This is a genomic window from Aeromonas molluscorum, from assembly GCF_051376105.1.
Classification (GTDB): Bacteria; Pseudomonadota; Gammaproteobacteria; order Enterobacterales; family Aeromonadaceae; genus Aeromonas; species Aeromonas molluscorum.
Window position 1 is genome coordinate 1,208,854 of record NZ_JBPQCY010000002.1, and the last position, 14,500, is coordinate 1,223,353.

A 14,500-nucleotide genomic window follows, 5' to 3' on the forward strand; every position below is an offset into this window, starting at 1 on the left:
CAGGCGTTAAACGTACGAAGACGTTGATATTCCCAGTCGCAAATGCAGCACCAGTGCGGGTTTTCTGGGGATGGCTGCAAAAATGGAGCCCATGCCAGCGTTAAGCAGATAGCTTGCGACAGGACGATGATACCGCTTTGAGCGCAGAAGCAGGCGGTGAGTCTATCAACGCAAGTGAGGAGAGGGCCGCCCGGGGTATACGCGGCGGCCCTGATGGTCAGCGCAACAGCAATAGCGTGCAAGGCAGGGCTTGCAGCATGGCGCTGGTATGGCTGCCGAGCACGAACTGGCGCATGCGGGAGTGGCCGTAGGCCCCCATTACCAGCAGGGTTATCTGATGTTGCGTGAGATAGCGGGTCAGGGTCGGGATGAGTTCACCTTGTTGCAGGCTGGAGATCACCTGCCAGCCCCCCTGGCGCAGTGAGGTGGCGGCTGCATCGAGCTGAGCGCTGTGCTCGGCGCTGGCGTCGGCCACCATCACCAGATGGCAGGTCAAGCCTTTGAGCAAGGCGCTGCCAGCCAGCTGCTTCAGGGCCCGGTGTGCCGTCTCACTGCCATCAAAGGCAAAGAGCAGGCTGGTGGGGGTGGTGAACTGGCGCTGTACGACCAGCGCCGGGGTGCGCTGGGTGCGCAGCAAACTCTCGAGCTGGCTGCCCACCACGGCATCTTCACCCTCGTGCCGGGCGCCGCACTTGCCGAGTACCAGCAAGCGAGTCTGCTCGGCAAAATCGCTCAGGGTATCGAGTAAGTCACCGTGGCGTTGCAGGCGATTGGCCAAGATGCCGTGCTCCGCCAGCTGATGGGCGGCCGCATCCAGCTGCAACTTGCCTTGTTGGCGAGCCAGCTGGCTGCGTTGCTGGTCTAGTTCGGCCAGCTCGGCCAGCAAGGTCTCCCGGCTCCCCAGACCAATGGTGCCGCTCAAGTCGGGTAGCACGTTTTGGTGGCGCTCCAGCACATGCAGCAGGGTCACAGTGTCACCAGTGATGGCCGCAGCCCAAGCTGAGGCATCGCAGATGGCCTCCTGGCTGGCGATCCCATCGAGGCAGGCGAGGATATGGGTCATGGTCTCTCCTTAGTGGTTGGCCAGCAGTTTTTCTATCTCTTCGGGCTTATCCTGTACCCCGAACCGGTCGACCAGCGTCGCGCTCGCCTCGTTCAGGCCGATCACGTCGACCTGGGTCCCCTCGCGGCGGAACTTGAGTACCACCTTGTCCAGGGCCGTCACCGCTGTGATGTCCCAGAAGTGGGCCTGGCTGAGATCGATGGTCACCCGGCCGAGCACCTCTTTGAAGTCAAAGGCGGCGATGAACTGTTCGGCAGAGGCGAAGAACACCTGGCCTCGCACCTGATAATGGCGCTCGTCACCCTCTCTGCTGCTCTCGCTCTTGACCAGCATGAAGCGGGCCACCTTGGCGGCGAAGAAGAGAGAGGCAAGCAGTACCCCGACAAATACCCCAAGGGCAAGGTTATGGGTAGCAACCACGACGGCAACCGTGGCCACCATCACGATATTGGTGGAGAGCGGGTGTTTTTTCAGGTTGCGGATGGAGTCCCAGGAGAAGGTACCGATAGAGACCATGATCATGACGGCGACCAGGGCGGCCATGGGGATCTGACGGATCCACTGATCCATGAAGACCACCATCAGGATCAGCAGGGTGCCTGCCACAAAGGTGGAGAGGCGGCCGCGACCGCCGGATTTGATGTTGATGATCGACTGGCCAATCATGGCGCAACCCGCCATGCCGCCCATCAGGCCGGCGCCTATGTTGGCCAGACCCTGTCCCTTGCATTCGCGGTTGCGATCGCTCTTGGTGTCGGTCAGGTCGTCGACGATGGCTGCCGTCATCAGCGACTCAAGCAGGCCGACCACGGCCAGCGCCGCAGAATAGGGGAAGATAATCGCCAGGGTCTCAAGGTTGAGCGGCACGTCCGGCCAGAGGAGGATGGGCAGGGTATCGGGCAGCTCGCCCATGTCGCCCACGGTGCGAATGTCGATGCCCATGGTGATGGCAATCGCCGTCAGAATGACGATGCAGAGCAGCGGGGAGGGGATCAGCTTGCCTACCACCGGGATCAGCGGGAATAGATAGATGATGCCAAGACCGCCCGCCGTCATGGCATAGACCTGCCAGGTGACGTTGGTCAGTTCGGGCAACTGGGCCATGAAGATCAGAATGGCCAGGGCGTTGACGAAGCCGGTCACCACCGAGCGGGAGACGAAACGCATCAGGCTGCCGAGCTTGAGGTAGCCAGCCCCTATCTGCAAGATCCCGGTGAGCAGGGTCGCCGCCAGCAGGTATTGCAGGCCGTGATCCTTGACCAGGGTGACCATCAGCAGGGCCATGGCACCGGTGGCGGCGGAGATCATGCCGGGACGCCCGCCGACGAAGGCGATGATGACGGCGATACAGAAGGAGGCATAGAGGCCCACCTTGGGATCGACGCCAGCGATGATGGAGAAGGCGATCGCCTCCGGGATCAGGGCCAGCGCGACCACTGTGCCGGCTAGCAGGTCGCCGCGTATGTTGGCGAACCACTCTTGTTGTATGCGTTGGCGCATGTCGATTCTCTCGCTCTGTTGTCGCTCACCGCCCTGAGCCCATGAGGCGTGCGGGGGGAGTCATTGTTATGGGGCCAGCGATGGCCAATCTTGTTGGGCGCTGGCGTGCATCCTGCTCAGGCAGCATCAGGGCCGGGCCGCTGATTATTTGGCCGCGCAGGGTAACAAAGCAGGGCCGGGAGGAAAAGTGTTGTGGTTGGATGGATCATTTCAATGATAGTTGTATAGTTGAATCAACTACTGGAATGGGGGGGAGTCATGGTTGAAATGAACAAGGTCGTCGCCAGCAAGCTGTTTGAGTCGCTCGCCTCAGGGGTGCGGCTCGATGTCTGGCGGCTATTGGTCAAGGCTGGCTTGGAGGGGCGGGTTGCGGGCCAGCTCGCCAGCGAGCTGGACATAGCCCAGAACGCCCTGTCATTTCATCTGAAAGCCATGCTGCATGCGGGCCTGATCTCGGTGGAACAAGAGGGGCGTTACCTGCGCTATCGCGCCAACATCGCGCTGATGCAGAGCCTGATTGGTTACCTGACCGAGGAGTGCTGCGCCGGTCACCCCGAGGCCTGCGGCATTGTGCCTGCACAGCCCAAGTGCTGAGCTCGTGAGTTGACAGCGCCGCCTCGTGGCAACATACAGTGACGCGCTGCGAGTCGTTGTGCCCGTGGCTAGGGGCAGAGTGTGGCCAAGGTTGCGTACCATTGACCTCTTTTCAATCCACCAGACATTTTCAATGAGACATGGAGCCGCTGCTTATCATGCACCCTTTTGACATCCTGAACCTGGATAATGGCGCCCGCCTTATCTTCACTCCCTGCCCTGGCACCAAGGAGGCTTCCCTGCAAGCCTCCCTCAAGACCCTGCAAGCCGCCGGGGCCGATGCGGTAGTCACCATGATGCCCGATGCCGAGCTTAGCGAATTCAAGGCCGATACCTTGCCCGCCGAGTGCGAGGCGTTGGGGCTGTCCTGGTTCCAACTGCCGGTGGAGGACGATTGTGCCCCCGAGGCACCGTTTGCCGCCGCCTTTGCCAACCACAAGGCGGATCTGCTGGTGCGGCTTGGCGCGGGCCAGACCCTGGCCATTCATTGCCGTGGTGGCTCGGGACGTACTGGGCTGATGGCGGCCATACTGCTGCTGGAATCAGGCTATGCCCCCGCCAGGGTCAAGACGCTGGTGCAGGGGCTGCGTCCCAAGGCGCTGACCCTGGCGCCCCACGTTGACTATCTCAACAGCCACTATTCATTTGCCGATTAAGGAAAACAGCATGACCATCAAAGTGGGTATCAACGGCTTTGGCCGCATGGGGCGCCTCTCGTTTCGCGCCGCCTTCGACTGGGCGGATGTGGAGTTTGTGCGCATCAATGACCCGGCTGGCGATGCCGCCTCCCTGGCACACCTCATCACCTTCGATTCCGTCCATGGCCGCTGGCATCATGAAGCGAGCAGCGATGGGGACCAGATGGTGATAGGTACCCACCGCATCCTCTGTACCCGCAACAAGGAGATAGGTCAGACCGACTGGTCCGGCTGTGACGTGGTGATCGAGGCCTCCGGCAAGATGAAGACCAAGGCCTTGCTTGACGCCTATCTGGCGCAGGGGGTGAAAAGGGTCGTGGTGACTGCTCCGGTCAATGAGGAAGGTGTGCTCAACGTCGTGATGGGGGTCAACCACCATCTTTATGACAAGGCGCAGCACCCCATAGTGACGGCGGCCTCCTGTACCACCAACTGCCTGGCGCCCGTGGTGAAGGTGATTCACGAGCAGCTCGGTATCAGGCACGGCTCCATGACCACCATCCACGACATCACCAACACCCAGACCATTCTGGATGCCCCCCACGCCGACCTGCGCCGTGCCCGCGCCTGCGGCCTGAGCCTGATCCCCACCACCACGGGCTCCGCCACCGCCATCACCCACATCTTCCCCGAGCTCAAGGGCAAGCTGAATGGTCATGCGGTGCGGGTGCCGCTGGCCAACGCCTCCCTCACCGATTGCGTGTTCGAGGTGAGCCGCCCCACCACCGAGGACGAGGTCAACAGCCTGCTCAAGGCGGCAGCCATGAGCGAGCTCGAGGGGATCATGGGCTATGAGGAGCGCCCCCTGGTGTCGGTGGATTACAAGACGGATCCGCGCTCCTGCACCATAGATGCGCTCTCCACCATGGTGATCAATGGCACCCAGGTGAAGATCTACGCCTGGTATGACAACGAGTGGGGCTATGCCAACCGCACCGCCGAGCTGATGCGCATGGTAGGCCGGATGGACAAGGCGCAAGGATAACCCGGCCATGGCACTGACCCGACTCTCCCCCGAGGCTCGCCAGTATCTGCTGGTGACCGGCAACTACTGGGCCTTTACCCTGACCGACGGCGCCCTGCGCATGCTGGTGGTGCTCTATTTCCATGGGCTGGGCTACAGCCCCTTGGCCATCGCCTCCCTGTTTCTCTTCTACGAGATCTTCGGGGTGGTGACCAATCTGGTGGGGGGCTGGCTCGGGGCTCGCCTCGGGCTCAACCGCACCATGAACATAGGCCTCGCCCTCCAGGTGCTGGCGCTCGCCATGTTGCTGGTGCCGCCGCTCTGGTTGACGGTGCCCTGGGTGATGGCTGCCCAGGCACTCTCGGGAGTAGCCAAAGACCTCAACAAGATGAGTGCCAAGAGTTCCATCAAGTTGCTGGTGCCGGGAGAGGCGCAGGGTCAGCTCTACCAGTTGGTGGCCCTCCTGACCGGTTCGAAGAATGCCCTGAAAGGGATGGGCTTCTTCCTTGGCGGCGCCCTGTTGAGCCTGCTCGGGTTTCAGGGGGCCGTGCTGGTCATGGCACTGGCGTTGGCGCTGGTGTGGGGCGTCAGCATGCTGACCCTGAAACGGGATCTCGGCAAAGCCAAGAACAAGCCCAGGTTCAGGGAGATCTTCTCCAAGAGCCGCGCCATCAATTACCTCTCCGCCGCCCGCCTCTTCCTGTTCGGTGCCCGCGATGTCTGGTTTGTGGTGGCACTGCCCGTCTACCTCGCCTCCACCTTTGGCTGGGATCACTGGTATGTGGGGGGCTTCCTGGCGCTCTGGATCATCGCCTACGGCGTGGTTCAGACCCTGGCGCCGCGCTTTACCGGCAAGCGAGAGGGTCGGGTACCCGATGGCAAGGCCGCCATGGGCTGGGCGCTGTTGCTGGCCCTGATCCCAGCCCTGATTGCCCTGGCGCTGCATGTCGATCTGCATCCGGCCATCAGCCTGGTAGGCGGTCTGATGGTGTTCGGCGCCCTGTTTGCCATCAACTCCTCCCTGCACAGCTACCTCATCGTCAGCTATGCCGGAGCTGACGGAGTGTCGCTCGATGTGGGCTTCTATTACATGGCCAATGCCCTGGGGCGTCTGCTCGGCACCCTGCTCTCCGGGCTGGTATTCCAGCTCTATGGTCTCGAGGCCTGCCTCTGGATCTCCACCCTCTTTATCCTGTTGGCGGCGTTGATTTCAATCGGTTTGCCCCGCCATCAGCCGCCCGTTTCATCCAATCCTCATGGAGTCTCGTGATGAGTACAACAGCCTGCGGCGATCTGCCCGTCAGCCAAAAAATGGGTTTTCTCGACCGCAATCTCACCCTCTGGATCTTTGTCGCCATGGCAATAGGGGTGGGCATTGGCTATCTGTTCCCTCAGGTGGCGCAGTGGAACGAGGCCATGTCGGTCGGCACCACCAATGTGCCGCTCGCCATCGGTCTCATCCTGATGATGTATCCGCCGCTCGCCAAGGTGAACTACGCCACCATGGGTACCATGACTCGCGACCGTCAGGCCATTACCCTCTCCCTGGTGATGAACTGGCTGGTGGGCCCCATATTGATGTTCGTCATCGCCCTGGTGTTTTTGCATGACTACCCGGGCTACATGGTGGGTCTCATCCTGATCGGCCTGGCGCGCTGCATCGCCATGGTGCTGGTGTGGAACGATCTCGGTGGCGGCAGCAAGGAGTACGGTGCTGGCCTGGTGGCGCTCAACAGCGCGTTCCAGATCCTCACCTACAGCTTCATGGCCTGGCTGTTCATCACCGTGCTGCCGCCCCTGTTCGGCCTGCAAGGCTTCGCGGTGGAGATCACCATGCTGGATATCGCGCAGAGCGTGTTGATTTATCTCGGCATTCCTTTCCTGGCAGGCTTTTTGAGCCGTCACTATCTGGTCAAGGCAAAAGGGGAGAAGTGGTACAGCGAGCGCTTCATTCCGGCCATCTCCCCCATCACGTTGATCGCCCTCTTGGCCACAATCGTGCTGATGTTCAGCCTCAAGGGGGAGATGATCGTCGAGCTGCCCATGGATGTGCTGCGGGTCGCCGTGCCCCTGGTGGTCTACTTTGTGCTGATGTTCTTCACCAGCTTCCTGGTGGGCAAGAAGCTGGGCATTCCCTATGACAAGAACGCCTCCATCGCCTTTACCGCCACCGGCAACAACTTCGAGCTGGCCATTGCGGTCTCCATCGCCGTGTTTGGCTTGAGTTCGGATCAGGCCTTCGCCGGCGTCATAGGCCCGCTGGTGGAGGTGCCCGTGCTGATCGCCCTGGTCAATGTCGCCTTGAGAATGAAGCGCAATTATGTGACTCCGCAGACTCACTCATGAGCGACACCTGATCACTCTCTATCGCCATCTGGCAAGCGCCCCGCCAGGCATGCTATTGCGCACTCTGGCGCTGGGTGCACAGCCTGTACCCCTGATCAACAAACGACCGGGAAAACAGGGGCTTGGCCCCTGCGGGGCTGTGCCGAGCTCCCTGGCGGTGTATGCTAAGGGGGCAAACAGCTTCTCGCCCCTTGCGGGTATCTGATATGGAGATAGTCATGAAGATGCGAACTCTGCCCCTGCTCATGGTGGCATTGGTGGCCATGCCCGGTCATGCCGATTGGGACAAGCTCAAGAGCGCCGCCTCCGATCTGGGCGAGGCCGTGAGTGAGACCAGCAAGGAGGCGTGGCGTGATGTCAGCGATTTCTCCAAACAGACTTGGGACTCCGCCTCCCAGTGGGGGGAGGAGGCGTTCAACACCGCAGGGGAGTGGACCGACAAGAGCGTGGCGACCAGCAAGGAGTGGCTGACGGTTGCAGACAAGAAGCTCGATGAGATGGTCGAGCCCACGACGGCAGAGCAGGCCCGTAGCGCCCTCGACACCATGGCCGATACGGCTCTGGTTCGGCTGTTCAATGAGCAGCCTTCAGCCAAGCTGCTGTTTGACAATGCCTATGGCTACGCGGTGTTTGATTCTCGCAAGTTTTCCCTGATGCTCAGCACCAACCAGGGGGCCGGGGTGGCTGTCAGCCGCCAGGATAACAACCGTACCTACATGAAGATGTTCGGTGGCGGCCTCTCCGCAGGCCTGGGGGGCAAGTTCTATCAACAGGTGATCCTGTTTGAGGACAAGGCCAGGTTTGATGCCTTCGTCCATCAGGGCTGGGAGGCGACCTCCGAGGTGGGGGCCGTGGCAGGCGAAGAGAGCGCCGGACTCACCGCCAAGTACAATGGCGGCATGGCGATCTACCAGATTGGCGAAAAAGGCCTGTTGCTCGCCGCCAGTATTGCGGGTTCCAAGTACTGGCTGGATGATGATCTGAACAAGCAGTAGCCATCTGGAAAGTTTTGCTGCAATTTTCTTATATCATATTGAAATACTGTCTGTTTAAATGACGCTACTTGCAGTAAAAGAGGGCCTTGAGCCCTCTTTTTCATGGGCAAATCACAGCTATCGGAAAGACAAGGAGTGCAAGATGGAGCAGGAGCCCACATCGGCTGGACAGGATAGCGCCGCAGTGCAACAGCGGGAATGGGATAGACAGAGCATCTACCTACGCCTGCAAGAGGGGAGCCCCATGGTCTTCTGGGTCTGGGGAGAGGAGGTCGTCCCCCTCCTGGCTCGCCCAGATTTGTTTGATCATGATGGCGGTTTTGGTTGGGGGCGGGAGAGTGCGGAGTGCATGGCCCTGGCGGTTGCCATCGTCGCCAAGCTGGTGGAGGTGGGGCTGGTGGATCCGGGACAAACCGATGCCAAGAGCCGCTATCTCCACGATGAGGTGCTGGTCAAGCTGCCCGCCGACGAGCACAGGGATCTGCACCTCAGCTATCTGCGGTTGCTGCTCGGATAGCACTTGCTAGTGCTGGCTACGCCGCGAGACGAGTGCGTCAGCCAGGCTCCGCGTGCAGTACCGGGAGGCCCTGCAGGGCTGAGGGCGCCGCTGCTCCAGCTTCCGGATGCGCAGCGAATCACCCTGGTTGGCACTCTTATTGCTTATCTCTTGCCAGCGTCAATGATTTGTCTGGGGAAGAGCAATGGAAATTAGTGCAAGCAGCCTGATGCAAGAGATGCAGGCGCTCAAGGTGGAAGCGGGTATTCCTGCAATCAGTCAGCCAAGCGGTCAGGTCAGTTCGGATTTTGGCCAGCTGCTGCAACAGGCCCTTGGCAATGTCAATGGCTTGCAGGGCAATGCCAACGACTTGCGCACCCGGCTCGACATGGGTGACAAATCGGTGGATCTCTCCGATGTGATGATCGCCGGCCAGAAAGCTTCCATCGCCTTCGAGGCGACGGTACAGGTGCGCAACAAGATGGTCGATGCCTACAAGACCATCATGAACATGCCGGTTTAAGGGTGTTGATTTTGCTATTTGGCCAGGTACTGGAGAGCGCATTTTCCTTCCTCTCTCCCTCCCTTTCTCATGAACCAGACCAGAAGATAAGGATCTGACCCGTGGCTAACGATCAAAATGGCGATCTGCTGATCAACCATGAAGGGGCGAGTGCCCTTGACGAGAATGAACAGAAGAGTTCGGCGCTGGGGTTCCTCTCCAACAGCGACGTGCTGCGCCAGATCACCCTGATCCTGGGGCTGGCCATCTGCCTGGCCATCGCCGTCTTCATCCTGCTGTGGGGCAAGGAGCCGGAGATGCGGCCCCTTGGCACCTATAGCACCGAGGAGCTGGTCTCCACCCTCGACTATCTGGATCAGCAGAAGATCCCCTATCAGGTCGATGGCAAGAGCGTGCTGGTCAGCGCCGAAAACTACGGCGACATCAGACTGCGGTTGACCCGGGCAGGGTTAGGTACCAACAGCGCCAGCAGCAATGATGGCGAGGCCATCTTGCTCAAGGATTCCAGCTTCGGCGTCAGTCAGCGCATGGAATCTGAGCGCCTCAAACTCAGCCGCGAGCGCCAGCTCGCCAGCGCCATCGAACAGTTCCAGAACGTGGCCAAGGCCCAGGTGTTGCTGGCCATTCCCAAAGACAATGTGTTCGCCCGCAACGAGCGCAAACCCAGTGCCACCGTGGTGTTGACCCTCAAGGGCTCGGCGTTGGGTCAGGGAGAGGTGGACTCCATCGTCGACATGGTCGCCTCCGCCGTTCACGGTCTGGAGCCAACCCGGGTGACTGTCACCGATCAGAGTGGTCGCCTGCTCAACTCCGGCTCCCAGGATCCGGTCTCCGCCCAGACCCGCAAAGAATTTGCCATGCAGCAGAAGCAGGAGCTGGAGTACAAACAGAAAATTGACGCCATCCTGATCCCCGTGCTCGGGATGGACAACTACACCGCCGAGGTGGACTTGGCCCTGGACTTCTCCCAGCAGGAGCAGACCCGCAAGACCTACAACCCGGACCTGCCTGCGGTGCGCTCCGAGATGACCCTGGAAGAGAACAGTGCCAGCGGTGCCAATGGCGGTATTCCTGGTGCCCTCTCCAACCAGCCACCCGCCGCCTCAGGTATTCCGGAGAAGGCCGATGGGGGCGAGGGCGGTGCCAGCGCCGGTCGTTCGCGCAAAGAGGCGACCCGCAACTACGAACTCGATACCACCGTCAGCCATACCCGACGTCAGATGGGCGGCATTCGCCGCATGACGGTGTCGGTGGCGGTGGATTACAAGTCGATCACCGGTGCCGATGGCGCCGTCACCCGCGAGCCACGCAGCCAGGGAGAGATTGATACCTTGCGTCGCCTCATCAGTGGTGGTTTGGGGTTCGATGTGACCCGGGGTGATACCCTGGAAGTGGTCGCCATCCCCTTCAACCGCCCCGAGCTGGACGTGATGCCGGATCTGCCGATCTATGAGGAGCCCTGGTTCTGGCGCGCGGTGCGTATCGCCGCCTCAGTGCTGGTCATCATAGTGCTCATCGTGACTGTGGTACGGCCCATGCTCAAGCGCCTGCTCTACCCGGATGTCAGACCCGATGGCGAGCTGGATCTGGACAACAGCATAGTGCTGGGCGGCGACGACGAACTGAGTCTGCTGGCGGCCCAAGCCGAGGCAGAGCCCATCTTCGGGGTGCGCGATGGCCACCTCAAGCTGCCGGATCTCCATCGTGATGAAGACCTGCTCAAGGCCGTGCGAGCCTTGGTGGCGAATGAACCGGACTTGGCCGCTCAGGTCATTAAAGAATGGGTAACCAAAGATGCCTGAAGAAAATAAGAATCAAGTGACCGGCAACGACATCAGCGATGGTCAGCGCCAGATCCTCGAACAGATGACGGGGATAGAGATGGCCGCCGTGCTGATGCTGAGCCTCAACGAAGAGGATGCGGCCCAGATCTTCCGCCATCTCGAGCCCAAGCAGGTGCAACGGCTCGGCATGTCCATGGCCTCCATGTCCGATTTCAGTCACGACAGGGTGGCGGCGGTGCATCGTCAATTTATCGACGATATCCAGAAGTACACCAACATCGGCATCGGCAGCGAAGATTTCGTGCGCAAGGCACTGGTGGCGGCCCTTGGTGAAGACAAGGCCAGCAACCTGGTGGATCAGATCATTCTGGGGTCAGGTGCCCGGGGTCTGGACTCCCTCAAGTGGATGGATGCGCGTCAGGTGGCCAGCATCATCCAGAACGAACACCCGCAGATCCAAACCATAGTGCTCTCTTATCTGGAGCCGGAGCAGTCTGCCGAGATCCTGAGTCAATTCCCGGAGCAGGTACGGCTGGATCTGGTGATGCGGATCGCCAACCTCGAAGAGGTGCAACCTGCGGCGCTGCAAGAGCTCAACGACATCATGGAGAAACAGTTTGCCGGTGCGGCAGGCGCGCAGGCCGCCAAGATGGGCGGCATGAAGGCGGCGGCCAACATCATGAACTACCTGGACACCAACGTCGAAGGTCAGTTGATGGATGCCATCCGCGACTCCGACGAAGAGATGAGCCAGCAGATCCAGGACTTGATGTTCGTGTTCGAGAACCTCATCGACGTGGACGATCGCGGCATCCAGACCATGCTGCGGGAAGTGCCGGGGGATCTGTTGCAGCGGGCCCTCAAGGGCTCGGACGATCAGATGCGCGAGAAAATTTTCAAGAACATGTCCAAGCGGGCCGCCGAGATGCTGGCGGACGACCTGGAAGCAATGGGGCCAATTCGGGTCTCAGAAGTGGAGGCGGCCCAGAAGGAGATCCTCTCCATCGCCCGTCGTCTGGCCGATGCCGGCGAGATCATGCTGGGCGCCGGTGGCGGCGACGAGTTCCTCTAAACCATGAATCATAAGCTGCGCGGTGAAGTCAGGCCGGTAGTGACGAGGAGTTCATCTCAGCATGAATACCAAGAACAGCAAGCTGCGCGGATATGTCAGGCCTGACACGGCCGATACCCAGATAGAGACCTGGGGTTGGCCAGAGATGGAAGTCGAGTCCGAGATAGAGACCAATGCCTTGGGCCTGCCCCAGGATTGGTATCGTCAATCGGAGCAGCAACCGGAGCCTGAACCCGATCCCGAACCGACGCCCAGCATCACGGCCGAGGAGCTGGAAGCCATTCGCCAGGCAGCCTGGGAGGAGGGCATGGCCGAGGGGCAGGCCGCCGGCTTTGCCAAGGGGCTGGAGGAGGGCAAGCTCGAAGGCCTCAAGCAGGGTCACGATGCCGGCCTCAGCCAAGGCAAGGAGGAGGGCCTGGCGCTGGGGCGCGAGTTGGTCGAGCAGGAGCAGGGCCACTGGCGCCTGCTCGCCTCCCGTCTGGCCGACCCCCTGGCCGAGCAGGACGCCGAGGTGGAGCAGCAGCTTGTCGCCCTGGTGATGCAGCTGGCCCGCGCGTTGATCAAGCAGGAGGCGGTGACCTCACCCACCTTGCTGCTCGGTGCCTTGAAGGAGGGACTGGCCCTGTTGCCCGCCTCGAATCAGGGGGTCACCCTCTCCCTGCATCCGGATGATCTTGCCCGGGTGGTGGCGGCATTCGGCGAGGAGGAGTGCGAGCGGCGCCATTGGCGACTCGAGAGCGATCCGACCCTGCTGCCTGGGGATATTCAGCTTGCCACCGAACTCTCCAGCGTGGATCTGGCTCTCTCCGGGCGCATCGACCAGTTACTGCGCAACTTCCTGCGCGACAATCAGCGCGACTGACTCAAGGCCCTCTCTCCTGTCGCCCCGGGATGCCGTCATGACCAACCGCTGGTGCCAACGACTGCAACACTGCCTGGTGAGAGGGTCAGGTTTTAGCCGCCAGGCCGCGAGCCCGCGAGCCCGATACTTCCCTGTCGCACCGCCTGCCACCACACACAAGGAAACCTGAGATGACAAATAGCCTGGGGCAGCGACTGCAACGTTATCGGGTCGGAGAGATAGCCCCCAAGACACCGGTTGCCGGAAAGTTGACGCGGGTGGTGGGGCTGACCCTGGAGGCCGTGGGCTGCCGGGCGGCCATCGGTGCCCTGTGCCGCATCGATACCCAGGAAGGCACCCTGGAGGCCGAAGTAGTGGGCTTTAGCGGCGATCGTCTGTTCCTGATGCCGAGCGAGCAGCTCAAGGGAGTGATCCCCGGCGCCCGTGTGGTGCCCATTACCGAGGCGTATGGCATACCGGTCGGCATGAATCTGCTCGGCCGCGTCATCGATGGCATCGGCCAGCCGCTGGATGGACTGGGCCCCATTATCGCGGCGCAGACGGTGCAATTTGCCCAGACCCGCATCAACCCGCTTGCCCGTCGTCCCATTCACAAGCCGATGGATGTGGGGGTGCGCGCCATCAATGCCGTGCTCACCGTCGGCCAGGGGCAGCGTATGGGACTCTTTGCTGGCTCCGGGGTCGGTAAATCCGTGTTGCTGGGCATGATGACCCGGGGCTCGGTGGCGGATGTGGTGGTGGTCGGCCTCATCGGCGAACGGGGCCGGGAGGTGAAAGAGTTTATCGAAGATATTCTGGGGGCCGAGGGACGCGAGCGCGCCGTGGTGGTGGCCGCCCCTGCCGATGCCTCGCCGCTGATGCGGCTCAAGGGCTGCGAGACGGCGCTGGCCATCGCCGAATATTTCCGGGATCAGGGGCTCAATGTCCTGCTGCTGATGGACTCCTTGACCCGCTATGCCCAGGCCCAGCGGGAAATTGCCCTGGCCGTGGGAGAGCCGCCTGCAACCAAGGGCTATCCGCCGTCGGTATTTGCCAAATTACCGGCGCTGGTGGAGCGAGCGGGGAATGGCAGCGATGGTCAGGGGTCTATCACCGCCTTTTTCACTGTGCTGACCGAAGGGGACGATCTGCAAGATCCCATCGCAGATGCGGCCCGGGCCATTCTCGATGGCCACATAGTGCTGTCGCGCGAACTCGCTGATTCGGGCCACTATCCGGCCATCGACATCGAGAAATCCATCAGCCGGGTCATGCCTCAGGTCACCTCTGCCGAGCATCAGGGGCTGGCGCGGGCCCTCAAGCAGTATTACTCCCTCTATCAGCAGAACCGGGATCTCATCACCATTGGCGCCTATAGCCAGGGGGCGGATCCGCGCATCGACAGAGCCATCAACCAGAAGCCGTATCTGGATCGCTTCTTGCAACAAAGCATGCGTGAGGTCGTTCACTATGATGATGGCCTGCAGGCACTGCAACTGGTGGCCATGCCGTTGATGCAGTGACTCAGAGTGCGGGGCGAAAGCCTGCCTTCATCCAGCGCGAGGTAGTCAATGAGCAAGGTATTGGTATTACTGGCCGAGAAGCCGTTGCTGGTGGCAGCAGG

Annotated in this window: 14 protein-coding genes; 12 read left to right on the plus strand and 2 right to left on the minus strand. The window is 61.2% G+C overall.

What is annotated here, in order from left to right; translation table 11 throughout:
• Nucleotides 1-217 precede the first annotated feature (217 nt).
• A complete protein-coding gene (locus ACSMDR_RS16160; protein WP_436468901.1) occupies nt 218-1,063 on the minus strand; it encodes a universal stress protein in 846 nt (281 codons plus the stop codon).
• A gap of 9 nt (nt 1,064-1,072) precedes the next feature.
• Nucleotides 1,073-2,563 (minus strand): SulP family inorganic anion transporter, encoded by a 1,491-nt coding sequence (locus ACSMDR_RS16165; protein WP_436468902.1) that lies wholly within the window; start codon nt 2,561-2,563, stop codon nt 1,073-1,075.
• 267 nt (nt 2,564-2,830) lie between these two features.
• On the opposite strand from ACSMDR_RS16165, the gene ACSMDR_RS16170 reads away from it, so the two are divergent.
• The 12 genes from ACSMDR_RS16170 to fliI all read left to right on the plus strand — a co-directional run bounded on the left by ACSMDR_RS16170 (nt 2,831) and on the right by fliI (nt 14,399).
• On the plus strand, nt 2,831-3,157 hold the full coding sequence (locus tag ACSMDR_RS16170) for an ArsR/SmtB family transcription factor (protein WP_436469336.1): 327 nt from the start codon (nt 2,831-2,833) through the stop codon (nt 3,155-3,157).
• A gap of 158 nt (nt 3,158-3,315) precedes the next feature.
• Nucleotides 3,316-3,813 carry a phosphatase domain-containing protein gene (locus ACSMDR_RS16175; RefSeq protein ID WP_436468903.1) on the plus strand — a complete coding sequence of 166 codons (498 nt, stop codon included), beginning with the start codon at nt 3,316-3,318 and terminating at the stop codon, nt 3,811-3,813.
• Between the two features lie 10 nt (nt 3,814-3,823).
• Nucleotides 3,824-4,840, plus strand: a complete 1,017-nt coding sequence (locus tag ACSMDR_RS16180; protein ID WP_436468904.1) for an ArsJ-associated glyceraldehyde-3-phosphate dehydrogenase — start codon at nt 3,824-3,826, stop codon at nt 4,838-4,840.
• Nucleotides 4,841-4,847: 7 nt separating this feature from the next.
• A complete protein-coding gene (gene arsJ / locus ACSMDR_RS16185; protein WP_436468905.1) occupies nt 4,848-6,089 on the plus strand; it encodes an organoarsenical effux MFS transporter ArsJ in 1,242 nt (413 codons plus the stop codon).
• On the plus strand, nt 6,089-7,165 hold the full coding sequence (gene arsB, locus ACSMDR_RS16190) for an ACR3 family arsenite efflux transporter (protein ID WP_436468906.1): 1,077 nt from the start codon (nt 6,089-6,091) through the stop codon (nt 7,163-7,165). Before arsJ ends, arsB begins: the two co-directional genes overlap by 1 nt.
• 218 nt (nt 7,166-7,383) lie before the next feature.
• On the plus strand, nt 7,384-8,160 hold the full coding sequence (gene befA, locus ACSMDR_RS16195) for a beta cell expansion factor BefA (protein WP_436468907.1): 777 nt from the start codon (nt 7,384-7,386) through the stop codon (nt 8,158-8,160).
• Between the two features lie 142 nt (nt 8,161-8,302).
• A complete protein-coding gene (locus ACSMDR_RS16200) occupies nt 8,303-8,677 on the plus strand; it encodes a hypothetical protein (RefSeq protein WP_436468908.1) in 375 nt (124 codons plus the stop codon).
• A gap of 184 nt (nt 8,678-8,861) precedes the next feature.
• Nucleotides 8,862-9,179, plus strand: coding sequence for a flagellar hook-basal body complex protein FliE (gene fliE / locus ACSMDR_RS16205; protein ID WP_005902844.1), 318 nt, complete (start codon nt 8,862-8,864; stop codon nt 9,177-9,179).
• A gap of 101 nt (nt 9,180-9,280) precedes the next feature.
• Nucleotides 9,281-10,981 carry a flagellar basal-body MS-ring/collar protein FliF gene (fliF, locus tag ACSMDR_RS16210; RefSeq protein ID WP_436468909.1) on the plus strand — a complete coding sequence of 567 codons (1,701 nt, stop codon included), beginning with the start codon at nt 9,281-9,283 and terminating at the stop codon, nt 10,979-10,981.
• Nucleotides 10,974-12,035, plus strand: coding sequence for a flagellar motor switch protein FliG (gene fliG, locus ACSMDR_RS16215; protein WP_005899616.1), 1,062 nt, complete (start codon nt 10,974-10,976; stop codon nt 12,033-12,035). Before fliF ends, fliG begins: the two co-directional genes overlap by 8 nt.
• A 61-nt stretch (nt 12,036-12,096) precedes the next feature.
• Nucleotides 12,097-12,897: a flagellar assembly protein FliH gene (gene fliH / locus ACSMDR_RS16220; protein ID WP_436468910.1), complete on the plus strand. Its 801-nt coding sequence runs from the start codon at nt 12,097-12,099 to the stop codon at nt 12,895-12,897.
• A 170-nt stretch (nt 12,898-13,067) separates the two neighbouring features.
• On the plus strand, nt 13,068-14,399 hold the full coding sequence (gene fliI / locus ACSMDR_RS16225; RefSeq protein WP_005899622.1) for a flagellar protein export ATPase FliI: 1,332 nt from the start codon (nt 13,068-13,070) through the stop codon (nt 14,397-14,399).
• The last annotated feature ends 101 nt before the right edge of the window (nt 14,400-14,500 follow it).